Below are 11,521 nucleotides of genomic sequence, written 5' to 3'. Positions count from 1 at the left end.
TATGTTTTAAGGAACAGATTGTGTTTTAATTTGACCGGTGGGACTAAAATGATGTTTCTAGCAGGGCTAAAGGCATCAGAATGTTTTCAAGCGCCTTATTTCTATATTGAAGAAAAAGCCCAACGGCTATTATTTTTTAAAAATCCAAGCGGTATTGAGCCTTTTGCTATTCCGGCTATCCCCATTAAAGATGTGGAAACTTTTTCTCTTTGCATGTCCCAAATCGTATGATAAAACAAAATGGTATTATAGACGAAAAGAGTTTAGAAAAAATACAAGAGCATAAAAATTTAAGCAACTTATTGTATGAACATCGCGCAAGAATTATTCCGTTCTATCAAAGGATCAATGAAAACCATGCCAAAGATAAAACGATAAATATTTGCGAAAATAATATGAAAATGTTTTACAAAAACCATCAAGTTTGCGTGAATATAGATGGAAAGGAAATAAAGCTCAGATATTCAGAAGATGAAGATGATTTTAGAAAATACATTATAGGGGGTTGGTTTGAAGAATATATTTATTGTGAATTGTTGGAGTTGCTAGACAAACAGGTAATCTATGATCTACGCTTGAATATGATTTTGAGCGTTGAAAACACAAACGCCACTCAAGGAGATAAGCACCCTATTTATGCTGAGCTTGACATAGCTTTTAGCGATGGTAAAATCTCTATGTTGCAGAATGCAAGAGTGGGGAGTTAAAAAATAAGGGGGTTTTAACCGCTCTATCTGCTAACGCTCAAAATTTTGGTGGAGCCAATGCGAAATGCATTTTAATATCAATTGATGGTAATTTGGGACAAGGTATTCAAGAAAAAGTTAAAATTTTGAACATTAAGTTTATCTTTGAAGATTTTAAAAAAAATATTGAGAATTATATTAATAACTCTAGGCGTTGATAAATTAGGGAGAGAGTGTTTAGCCGATGTTAAACCAATATGCTATTGGATTTTAGAGTTTTAGAGTCTTTTTAAAGGAACGCTTGAGCCAATTCAAAGGAGCAAAAAGAGGGATCGCTTCATTCCTTTTGAAAGAGTGTGGGTTTGAATACAATACAGGAAAAAGACTATCATGCGAGCTATCCAATTAGATCCGATCAAAAACTACCCTTTAATGGTTGTATCAATGAACTACGAACTGCATCGGCTCTAAATACAAACTCATTCCCTTTATTCAAGAAAATATCCATGCGGTTGTGGGGCAACCTTTTGGGTGTGATTTTTTACGATCTGTTCGCTGGGACGGGTATCGTGGGGTGTGCGTAAAGTGGCCTCTAGGTTCAACACTAAAAAAACCTTTTTTCATTAGACAGTGTGTTAAAATCTAATCAAGTTATCCCTAAAGATGCTTAACATGTTAAAATAATCTCATACAAAATTAAGTTGTTTGATCGCTTTTAAGCGATTTTTAAAAGGAAAAATTTATGGATGAAATTAAAACGCTGTTAGTGGATTTTTTTCCGCAGGCAAAGCATTTTGGGATAATCTTAATCAAGGCCATTGTTGTCTTTTGTATAGGTTTTTATTTTTCGTTTTTCTTACGGAACAAAACCATGAAACTTTTATCCAAAAAGGATGAGATTTTAGCGAATTTTGTCGCACAGGTTACTTTTATCTTAATCCTTATCATCACCACAATCATTGCACTCAGCACGCTAGGCGTCCAAACCACCTCTATTATCACTGTTTTAGGAACGGTGGGGATTGCGGTGGCGTTGGCTTTAAAAGATTACCTTTCAAGCATTGCGGGAGGGATAATCCTTATTATTTTACACCCTTTCAAAAAAGGAGACATCATTGAAATCTCTGGCCTAGAGGGCAAAGTAGAAGCGCTTAATTTTTTTAACACTTCTTTACGCTTGCATGACGGGCGTTTGGCGGTTTTGCCCAATAGAAGTGTTGCTAATTCTAATATTATCAATAGCAATAACACGGCATGTCGGCGCATTGAATGGGTTTGTGGGGTAGGGTATGGGAGCGATATTGAACTGGTGCATAAGACTATAAAAGATGTTATTGACTTAATGGAAAAAATTGATAAAAACATGCCCACTTTTATTGGAATCACGGATTTTGGACAAAGTTCGCTGAATTTTACCATTAGAGTTTGGGCAAAGATTGAAGACGGGATCTTTAATGTGAGGAGCGAACTCATTGAACGCATCAAAAACGCCCTAGACGCTAACCACATTGAAATCCCTTTCAATAAGCTAGATATTGCTATTAAAAATCAAGACTCTTCTAAGTGATTGGTGTGAAGCGCATTGATTGTAGCAATACTTGAATTTTAAAGGAGACCTTATGTCTAGCGATTTCAAAAACATTTTCATCGGTGCGGATAATTCTAAACGCGCTATTGCGAGCGTGTTAGAAGACTCATAAAACTAATGAGCGAGAGTTTTTCACTGATGCGTGCGATTTCTTGAAAAAAGATTATCAAAGAAAGTGATGGATTGTCTGATAAAATCACTGCCGCTATCAATTATTTTGATGGGAAAAATAATCTGTATTTGATGAGATGTGAAGCTCAATCAAATTAAAAATGTATTGACTTCCCAAATCTATAATGGAGCTTATGAATTTACGCAAGCATGAAAGCCCTCGGTTTTTGCCAAATGGGTTTCTAGCGTTTCATTAACCAAGGGGTGCTTTGGGATATTCCCCTCTAAGTGTTTTTAAAAACCCCCAAACACTCTAAAAGTCAGCACACCAAAATCAAAGCCTCTTAATTTTATTCTAAATGAGAGCAAACCCAACAAACCGCTTTATTATGACCCTATAAAAATAGGGGGGAAAGCGAGATTTGCAATCAATCTTGCTGGATCCTTATGGCTGTGGGTGTGGATAGTTCTTCTTCAGTAGGGATTCTTAAAAAATCGCTATTACCCACTTTTCTTGTTTGTTTCACCACAGGCTGAGAGGGCGTAGCGATAGATTCCAAACCCGCTCCACCGCTGTTTCTTTCAGCACCGGTTGCAATGATAGTAACGCGCACATGATCAATGGGGATACTCTCGCTCGTGTGTTGGCCAAACTTAACATCAACATCTTGATTGGCTCGTTCTTGAATAGATATGCAAGCTTGAGAATAAGCATACATAGGATAATCAGGGTGGTGCTCAAAAAAGACAATAATGCTCTTAGCCCCATCAATAGAAGCGTCATCAAGAAGAGGCGATTGGATCGCATTTTCCACCGCTAATTTAGCGGATTCTTCGCCAGTGGCTTCACCAATACCCATTAACGCAAAGCCTTTAAAACCAAGAGCGCTTTTTAAATCGGAAAAATCAACATTAATATCACCGGGTTTAGTGATGATCGTAGAAATGCCACTCACAGCCCTAACCAAGACATCATCAACTTCTTTATAGCATTCTTTAGTGCTGGCGTTTTTTTTCATGGTCAAAAGAATTTTATCATTAGGGATAACCAAAATAGAATCGCTAGATTGCTCCAACTCCTTTAACCCTTCTTCGGCTTTCTTGCTTTTTTGAGACCCTTCGTATTTGAAAGGCTTAGTAACGATAGCAATCGTGAGCGCTCCCACTTCTTTTGCGATTTTAACGATAGTAGGGGTGGCTCCAGTCCCAGTCCCTCCTCCAAGCCCTGTAGAAACAATGACTAATTTGGCGTCCTTAATCGCTTCTCTAATTTCATTAGCACTTTCTTCAGCGGCTTTCCTACCAATATCAGGAACCCCTCCAGCACCTAAACCTCCAGTAGACTCTTTGCCTAAAAGGATTTTAACCGGAGCGGGATTGTTTTTGAGATGTTGGCCATCAGTGTTCGTTGCAATGGGGGTAACATCTTGATGCACGCCGTATTCAACCAGGTGTTTGATCATGTTAGACCCCCCACCTCCAACACCGATAACGACAATCTTAGCCCCTTTATAAGCTGGATCGCTTACTTCTTCAATGCTCGCTTGACCAATATTATAATTTTCCATCTCTGATTGATGAACCATAGCCACATTCCCCTTGAGATACGATTTTTGCAAATCTTAAACTTTGATAAATAGCTAAAGGATTATACCATGTTTTCTGGCTCTTGATAACTATCAAGGCACTTTTATCGCATAAAGAAATGGCTGTATCTTAAAAGATTTTAGAAATCTTATCAAGGAAACTTTTAAAAAAACCTTTTTGTTCGGTGGGTTTTATAGGCAAGAAGTCATCGTTTTTAGCGGTGTTTAAAGGGGCGTTAGGGGCTTTTAAATCGCTCAAATTCCTTTCTGTGGGCGATGAATGGATATGGGGGGTAGGGCTTGATTGATGGGCTGTTCTTGTGTAATCATCGCTTTCATGGTAGCGGATAACCCCTTTAGAGTCTCTTTCATAATTGGTATGCCCCCCTGCTTTGTATAAAATCAAGCCAACCACGACTGAAAAGCGAGGATCTTTCAAATCTTCAAACATGCCCATGATATTGTATTTTTCCACAGGGGCTGCCAAACGCACCGGGTAATTAGTGAAATGGGTTCTGGCTAATTCTTTGATCCCTTTCATTAAAGCCATCCCACCAGTTAACACAACGCCTCCGCCCAAATGCTCTTCTAAGCCGCTATCTTGAATGCTTCTGTGGATGATTTTAAAAGTTTCTAAAGCCCTTTCTCTCATGATAGTTTGGATTTCACTAAGCGGCACAATATGGCTTTCATGGCCATCAGAGCCGGTGGTAGGGATTTGGACGCTTTGAGAGGGCGTTTCTTCTCCGCCTTCAAAAGAAAGATCCCCGTATTTGATCTTAACTTCTTCAGCGTAAGGGAATGGGGTGTTGAGCATGTGCGATAAATCCGTGGTTAAATGGTGAGAGCCTACGGGTAAGTATTTGTTATAGCGTATGGAATTGCCGCTATAAATCGTAAGGTTGCATGTCTCTCCGCCCATATCCACGCAAGCCACGCCCAATTCCCTTTCGTCATTAGACAAGGTGGCAATCGAGGCTGCATAAGAATTGATCACGATGTTTTCAATCTCCACCCCAGATTGAATCATGATTTTTTCTAAATTTTCAATGTTGTTTTTTTCTGTATAGACAATATGGATAAAGACTTCTAAGCGAGTCCCGCTCATCCCTAAGGGGTCGTTCACTTCCTGTTTGTCTAAAGTGAAGCGATAAGGGAGGGCATGCAAAATATGTTTATCGTTATCCAAGCCTGCTTTAGCGCATGCGTTATTGATAGCACGATTGATTTCATCTATAGTAACCACATTGTCTTTAGTGCTAGCTACACCGGTAACATCTCTAATGCTTTCAGTATAAGCCCCAGAAAAAGAAACAATCGCCTTAGTTTTAGGGTAATACGATTCTCTAAAGGAGGAAATGGGGTTATTCCTGTCTTCATCAGCGTTCAAACCTGCCATTTTTTTAGCGCTATTAATCACTTCTTTAATGGCGTTAGAAGCGTGAGCAAGGCTATTGATACGCCCTCTTTTAATGGCTTTTGAATTGATTTCTTTAGAGTCTTGATGGGCCGTGCCAATGATGCGCAAAATCCCGTCTTTAAATTCAGCCACTATGGCGCAAATCTTTCTAGAGCCTATATCAACCCCTATAACGATTTCTTTATGTTCCATGATTTCCCCTTGCATTATTGAATGTATTTGACTATCTTATAGCGTTTTTTCAATTCTTCTATCAACGCTTTATCAAAAAAATCCGTTTTAGTGTTATTGACTAAACGCTGCATATACTGGCTTTCTTCTGCGCTAAATGAGTGGTTGAAATTTTGTTCTGTGATTTGATAGAGCACCACTTTATTACCTATGGTTACAAACCCCTTTTTTTCCTGGCGGTTAAAAAGAGCGTTGATAAACTTAGCGCTTTCTTCTTGGTTAAGCTCGCTAATAGTGCCTCCAAAATTAGGGCTTACATAGCCCACGCTTTTGCCTTTAAAATCCTTAAGCTTTTCTTTAGCTAATGCCTGCAATGCCATAAGGGTTTTTTCTTGAGTTAGGCGGGTTTTAAGAGCGCTTTTGGCTTCATCAAAATTCTGCAATTCGTCTTTAATTTGAGAGATGAGCTGCACCACAATAAAACCATCTTTAAAAGGCTCTGGTTTTAGGATTTCAAGGGGTTTGAGAGCGGTGAGTTTTTGCGTGATTTCAGCAGTATAAGGGGAGTTGTTTTCTTCAAAATCTTGTGTGGTGTAGTTTTGCGCGTTCGCTTTTTTTAGAGCGACATAACTCCTTAAGGCTTTCTCATTCGCTTTTTGCATGCTTAAATCATGCTTGACTTGCTCTTGAACGCTTTTAAAATCCCGCAATTTCCCCTCTTTATCCAAATAAGACACCTTGTTTTTATGGTAATATTCCTCCAACTCTTTCAAATCAGTTTTTTCTAAACTAGCGTCAAAATATAAAGAGCGTGTTTTAAAGCTTGTGGGCTTTTTAAAATCCTTTTTGTGAGACTCGTAATATTTTTTCATCTCTTCTTCATTGAGAGAGATTTTAACATCATTAGGGTTTAGGATAAGAATGTCTAATCTGTCTTGCAATTTTGCCCAAAGCGATAAACTGGATTGCTCCAAAGGAGTGGTGGTTTTGGGGAATAGAGCGCTGATTTTTTGAAGGATTAAAAGCCTTTCAACGCTTTCTTCAAAATGCTTGGGGCGGTAATGGCTTTGTTTTAAGATATTCTTATACAATTCTTCATCAAAAACGCCATCTTTTTGAAAAACGCTCGTTTTTCTGATCTCTTTCGCCACTTCTTGCTTTGTAGCGCCAAGCCCTAAATCTAAAGCGAGATTTCTCAATAAAGCTTGATTGATGAGCGAATCTAGAGCGCTTTTTTCCAAATGCATGGCTTTGATTTGATCTTCAGTGAGTTCTTTAAAATCAGGGATAGACTCAGCATATGCGTCTTTAAGGCGGCGGTATTCTTGGGCTAATTCTTCTTGAGAAATCTTAATCTGTCCCACTTTGGCAGCGCTATCGCTATCTAAAGAAAAGCTGTATTGCCCCCAGCCTATCATCCCAGCGGCAATAAAAGCGATCGTGCTTATCCATATTGTAACCACTAAATACTTTCTATGATTTTGCATCCATTCAATCATAAGAACTCTAATCCCTTTTAAAAATCAAAAATGTGAAATTCAAGTTTAAACAACCTTATAGTAAAATCAAATAACCTTATCTTAACCAAAGGTTATTAAAATTATCCTTATTATAGAGAGTTTTTAACATGAATTTTCAAGAAAATTTAGCCGCTTTGGATTTGGAGTATCTTTGGCACCCTTGTTCGCAAATGCAAGAGCATCAAAATTTCCCCATTATCCCCATTAAAAAGGCTCAAGGGATTTATCTCTATGATTTTAATGATAACGCTTATATGGATTTGATCAGCTCATGGTGGGTGAATCTTTTTGGGCATAATAACGCCTACATCAGCCAGCAGCTTAAAAATCAAATTGATAATCTAGAGCATGTCCTTTTGGCTTCTTTTAGCCATAAGCCCATCATCACGCTCTCTCAAAGGCTCTGCCAGCTCACTCATATGGATAAATGCTTTTATGCGGATAACGGCTCATCTTGTATTGAAATCGCTTTGAAAATGAGCTATCACGCCCATTTTTTAAAAGATCAAACGCACCCTAAAAAGCTTTTTTTATCGCTTTCTAATTCCTATCATGGCGAGACTTTGGGAGCGTTAAGCGTGGGCGATGTGAAACTTTATAAAGACACTTACACCCCCTTATTGCTCAAGAATCTCACCACACCCGTGCCTAAAAACGATAATGAAATAGAAAATAGTTTGAACGCTTTAAAGCGTTTGTTAGATAAGCATGGTGAAGAAATTTGCGCCTTCATTGCAGAGCCGCTTTTGCAATGCGCAGGGAATATGCATATTTATAGCGCGAAGTATTTAAAACAAGCCGTTTTATTATGCAAGCAAAAAGACATCCACATTATTTTTGATGAAATCGCTACCGGGTTTGGGCGCACAGGGAGCATGTTTGCTTATGAACAATGCGGGATTGAGCCTGATTTTTTATGCTTGTCTAAGGGGATTAGCGGGGGGTATTTGCCTTTAAGCGCGCTATTAACCCGCAATGAAATTTATAACCAATTTTACGCTCCCTATGAAGAAAATAAAGCGTTTTTGCATTCGCACAGCTACACAGGAAACGCCCTAGCATGCGCATGCGCGAACGCCACGCTGGATATTTTTGAAAAAGAAAATGTTATTGAAAAAAACAAGGCTTTAAGCGGGTTTATTTTTAGCGCGCTCCAAAACGCATTAAAACCCTTGATAGAGCAGCAAGTGGTGTCTGATTTAAGGCATTTGGGCATGGTCTTTGCCTTTGAAGTCTTTATTCAAACCAAAGAGCGTTTGAGTTTGGCGGTTTTTAAAAAAGCTCTAACTAAAGGTTTGTTGTTGCGCCCCTTAAACAACACGATCTACCTCATGCCTCCTTATATTATCACGCATGAAGAAATCACAAAGGCGGTTGCGGGGCTAGTGGAAATTCTTGATGAGTTAAAAAAAGCTGAAAGCGCTTTTAAAAATAAAATGTAAAAAAGCTTGATTTTAATCAAGCGATAGCTTTTTCTGTCTATTTGATTTTAAAATCAAGTTTTAACTTGATATAAAACCTATTCAATAAAACCTATTCAATGATTTTGGGCACAACGAAATAATGATCCTGGCTGTGTTTGTTGTGGCTTAAAATCTCTTTGGCGATGTGGGGTTGGCTTTTAGGCTCGTCTTCTCTTAAAGGGGTGCATAGCTCTGTATCTGTTTTTAAATCATGAGTTTCTAAAGCGAAGATGTTTTCTACAAAGCCTAAAATCTCCGCTAAATGGCCTTTAACGCTCTCTTTATGCTCGTCTTTAATCTCTAACATGCTCAATTTTTCCAAGCGTTGTAATAATGTGTCATCAATTTGCATTCTTTTCCTTTAGTTTAAAATAGGGGTTCGTCCATCGTTGCTGGGGCTTTAAGGCCCATGAGTTTTAACACGCTACTAGCGATATTGTTCAAGGCTCCGTTTTTTATGGATTTGACTCCATCCCCTAAAACAAAGCAATACACGCTCCCGGCGGTGTGGTTGGTTAAGGGGTTTTGGTTTTCATCTTTCATGCGTTCGCAATTCCCATGATCACTTGTTAAAAGCATGGCGTAATCCAATTTTTTAGCCAGTGAAAGGATTTCGCCTAAGCATGCATCCACTGCTTCTACCGCTTTAATACTCGCTTCAAAATTCCCTGTATGCCCCACCATATCGCCATTGGCAAAATTCACAATGATCAAATCCGTGCCTAGTTTCATTTGCTCTAACACCGCAAGGGTTACTTCTTTAGCGCTCATTTCAGGCTTTAAATCATAAGTGGTAACTTTAGGGCTTTGGATAAGCACTCGGTTTTCATTTTTAAAAGGCGTCTCCACTCCGCCATTGATGAAAAAGGTTACATGCGCGTATTTTTCAGTCTCAGCGATATGGCTTTGGGTCAGGTTGTGTTGAGACACCACTTCAGCGAGCGTGTTTTGAACGCTTTCTTTAGGGAATAAAACAGGGTAGGGGAAAGTGTTGTCATAAGGGGTCATGGTAGCGATATGGAGTTTTTTAAAAGCTTGACGCTTAAAGCCGCTAAATTCCTTTTGACCTAAAGCGCTCACGATTTCTCTAGCCCTATCATTCCTGAAATTGATAAAAATAAAGCTTTCATCATCTTGCATGCCGCAATAATTTTCAAAACAAGCGGGCATGATAAATTCATCGGTAATGTTTTTATCATACTGGCTTTGGACATATTCGCTAGGGCTTAAAGGCGTGTGATTAAGCCCCATTAGGCTGTTATACGCAAGCTCTATCCTTTCAAAGCGATTATCCCTATCCATCGCATAAAAACGACCGCTTATGGTAGCGATTTGAATGTTTTCATTGCAGATATTTTGCATTTGTTTTAAATAAGTTAAAGCGCTTTTAGGAGCCACATCGCGCCCATCGGTGATTAAATGCAGAAAGACTTTTTTATGGGATTTTTCACACGCTAAAGCCAGAGCGATAAAATGCTCAATGTGTGAATGCACGCCTCCATCACTCATTAAACCCATAAGATGCACGACCTTATTTTTTTGGATCGTGTTTAAAAAAGCGGGGTTGTTTTTTAATTCATCGTTTTGAAGGCTTAAAGAAATTTTGACTAAATCCTGATACAGCACCCTACCAGCCCCAATGCACATATGCCCCACTTCAGAATTCCCCATTTGCCCTTCAGGTAAGCCAACGCTCAAGCCATGCGTATCAATCAGGCTATAAGGCAAGGTTTTAAACATCAAGTCATAAGTGGGTTTTTTAGCATGAAAGAATGCGTTATGATCGCTATCTTTACGATACCCAATGCCATCAGTGATAATCAAAAGAGTTTTTTGCGCCATTTTTAGGACTTTTTAAAGCTCTTGCATGAGGGTGATATGGTTAGCTAAAATCGCGTTCCTTTGCCCTGGAGAGCAATTTTTGCACACTTCTTTACTTTTGGAAGCGGTTTTGGTGTTGTTTTTAAAGCTGATATTATTTTTAGAGGAGCGTTTTGGACTCGCTTTAGCCGGTTTTTTTGGGCTTTTTTTAGCGGGCACGAAATCAGCGCTATTGATTTGAGCGAAATACATGGGTTTATCTTTTTCTTTTTCTAGCGGCTTCTTAATGGCTCGCTCGCTAGCTGCCTCTTTCATTTCTTGGGATTTTTGCGTTTGAGCTTCCCCTATTTGAGTTTCTTTGGTGGCTAAAGTTTGGGGCATGGCGTTGCCGATAGGGTCTAAATCCAAATTGCTATTAGCGCTTTTTTGCAATTCTTGGTCATTACTAGACTGCGAGTCAAAGATTTTAGATTCTTTCAAACGCCTGATTTTATCTTGTATCTCTTCATAATATTTCTCAGCATCAGCGTTAGCTTTCTCGCTTTTTTCCCAACGACTGCCCTTATTGTAAGACTTGATCATGTCTTTTAGATTGTCATGGTAGCGCGTTTTCCAATAGAGCAACTCTTTTAGAGCCACTTCAGAAGCAAACGCATCGTCTTTAATGAGCAATTCCCCCATCACGTTACGCAAAAAGGGGCTGTTATTATGCCCATAGCTTTTTAAAACGCTAGGGATATACGCATGGTAAATGCCCGCACTCGGATCCGAAAAATTGATTTTATAAGTCCCTGCGCATGATTCTTTCCACGCAATGCCCGCCATTTCATAGCCTAAATTTTCTTTAGATCCGAATTGATAAGCGGCTTTTAAAACTTCTTTTTGCTTAGCGTTAAAGTCTTTAAGATTATCGCAATTGGTCATCATGACATTAGTAACAGGCGATTTGGGCTTGTTTTTAACCCCTTTAGCGGGCTTAGGCTCTGTTTTAGTAGGGCTTTCTTCAGCGTTCAAATTCAAACTTAAGAATGCGCTTAAGGCTGCGCCTAGCCATAAGGCTTTAAAAGGGATATGAATGAGTGGGGCTAAATGTTTCAAAACGCTCACCTTTTGTATTAAGAAATAAATTAAACTAGGAATAAATTCAAGTATAAT

General features: G+C 38.9%; 10 protein-coding genes and 1 pseudogene. 5 read left to right on the top strand and 6 right to left on the bottom strand.

Annotated features, from left to right (window positions below; all coding sequences use genetic code 11):
• The 4 genes and pseudogenes from BZK24_RS01385 to mscS form a co-directional block, all read left to right on the top strand.
• Positions 1-231, top strand: a 231-nt coding sequence (locus tag BZK24_RS01385) for a hypothetical protein (RefSeq protein WP_242423405.1), incomplete at its 5' end; no start/stop codon positions are given.
• A gap of 71 nt (positions 232-302) precedes the next feature.
• Positions 303-707 (top strand): hypothetical protein, encoded by a 405-nt coding sequence (locus BZK24_RS09535; RefSeq protein WP_241829651.1) that lies wholly within the window; start codon positions 303-305, stop codon positions 705-707.
• A 439-nt stretch (positions 708-1,146) separates the two neighbouring features.
• Positions 1,147-1,267: pseudogene (locus BZK24_RS08975) on the top strand (DNA adenine methylase); the annotation flags it as partial.
• Positions 1,268-1,428: 161 nt separating this feature from the next.
• Positions 1,429-2,253 (top strand): small-conductance mechanosensitive channel MscS, encoded by an 825-nt coding sequence (gene mscS / locus BZK24_RS01375; protein ID WP_077656342.1) that lies wholly within the window; start codon positions 1,429-1,431, stop codon positions 2,251-2,253.
• 560 nt (positions 2,254-2,813) lie between these two features.
• On the opposite strand, the gene ftsZ is transcribed toward mscS, so the two are convergent.
• The 3 genes from ftsZ to BZK24_RS01355 form a co-directional block, all read right to left on the bottom strand.
• Positions 2,814-3,971, bottom strand: a complete 1,158-nt coding sequence (ftsZ, locus tag BZK24_RS01365; RefSeq protein ID WP_000233623.1) for a cell division protein FtsZ — start codon at positions 3,969-3,971, stop codon at positions 2,814-2,816.
• Between the two features lie 130 nt (positions 3,972-4,101).
• Positions 4,102-5,583 carry a cell division protein FtsA gene (gene ftsA / locus BZK24_RS01360; protein WP_077656341.1) on the bottom strand — a complete coding sequence of 494 codons (1,482 nt, stop codon included), beginning with the start codon at positions 5,581-5,583 and terminating at the stop codon, positions 4,102-4,104.
• A gap of 14 nt (positions 5,584-5,597) precedes the next feature.
• A complete protein-coding gene (locus BZK24_RS01355) occupies positions 5,598-7,061 on the bottom strand; it encodes a peptidylprolyl isomerase (protein ID WP_077656340.1) in 1,464 nt (487 codons plus the stop codon).
• Positions 7,062-7,189: 128 nt separating this feature from the next.
• On the opposite strand from BZK24_RS01355, the gene bioA reads away from it, so the two are divergent.
• Positions 7,190-8,524 (top strand): adenosylmethionine--8-amino-7-oxononanoate transaminase, encoded by a 1,335-nt coding sequence (gene bioA, locus BZK24_RS01350; RefSeq protein WP_077656339.1) that lies wholly within the window; start codon positions 7,190-7,192, stop codon positions 8,522-8,524.
• 91 nt (positions 8,525-8,615) lie between these two features.
• Here bioA and gatC read toward each other — a convergent pair whose 3' ends face one another.
• Genes gatC through BZK24_RS01335 form a run of 3 tightly spaced genes read right to left on the bottom strand, consistent with a single transcriptional unit; the run spans position 8,616 to position 11,464 of the window.
• The gene (gatC, locus tag BZK24_RS01345; protein WP_077656338.1) at positions 8,616-8,897 is read right to left on the bottom strand and encodes an Asp-tRNA(Asn)/Glu-tRNA(Gln) amidotransferase subunit GatC; all 282 of its coding nucleotides are present in this window, start codon (positions 8,895-8,897) and stop codon (positions 8,616-8,618) included.
• A gap of 14 nt (positions 8,898-8,911) precedes the next feature.
• The gene (gene gpmI / locus BZK24_RS01340) at positions 8,912-10,387 is read right to left on the bottom strand and encodes a 2,3-bisphosphoglycerate-independent phosphoglycerate mutase (protein ID WP_077656337.1); all 1,476 of its coding nucleotides are present in this window, start codon (positions 10,385-10,387) and stop codon (positions 8,912-8,914) included.
• A 12-nt stretch (positions 10,388-10,399) separates the two neighbouring features.
• Complete coding sequence (locus BZK24_RS01335) at positions 10,400-11,464, bottom strand: hypothetical protein (protein ID WP_077656336.1); 1,065 nt, start codon at positions 11,462-11,464, stop codon at positions 10,400-10,402.
• Positions 11,465-11,521 lie beyond the last annotated feature (57 nt).

Origin of the sequence: Helicobacter pylori (assembly GCF_001998165.1) — a bacterium.
Taxonomy (GTDB): domain Bacteria; phylum Campylobacterota; class Campylobacteria; order Campylobacterales; family Helicobacteraceae; genus Helicobacter; species Helicobacter pylori_DL.
The sequence above is the reverse complement of the archived record's forward strand: the minus strand, read 5'-3'. Positions and strand labels throughout refer to the sequence as shown.

What these genes read in the sequence shown, in the direction of transcription:
- mscS (WP_077656342.1), top strand. Translation starts at nt 1,429, where the DNA reads ATGGATGAAATTAAAACGCTGTTAGTGGATTTTTTTCCGCAGGCAAAG.
- ftsZ (WP_000233623.1), bottom strand. Translation starts at nt 3,971, where the DNA reads ATGGTTCATCAATCAGAGATGGAAAATTATAATATTGGTCAAGCGAGC.
- ftsA (WP_077656341.1), bottom strand. Translation starts at nt 5,583, where the DNA reads ATGGAACATAAAGAAATCGTTATAGGGGTTGATATAGGCTCTAGAAAG.
- BZK24_RS01355 (WP_077656340.1), bottom strand. Translation starts at nt 7,061, where the DNA reads ATGATTGAATGGATGCAAAATCATAGAAAGTATTTAGTGGTTACAATA.
- bioA (WP_077656339.1), top strand. Translation starts at nt 7,190, where the DNA reads ATGAATTTTCAAGAAAATTTAGCCGCTTTGGATTTGGAGTATCTTTGG.
- gatC (WP_077656338.1), bottom strand. Translation starts at nt 8,897, where the DNA reads ATGCAAATTGATGACACATTATTACAACGCTTGGAAAAATTGAGCATG.
- gpmI (WP_077656337.1), bottom strand. Translation starts at nt 10,387, where the DNA reads ATGGCGCAAAAAACTCTTTTGATTATCACTGATGGCATTGGGTATCGT.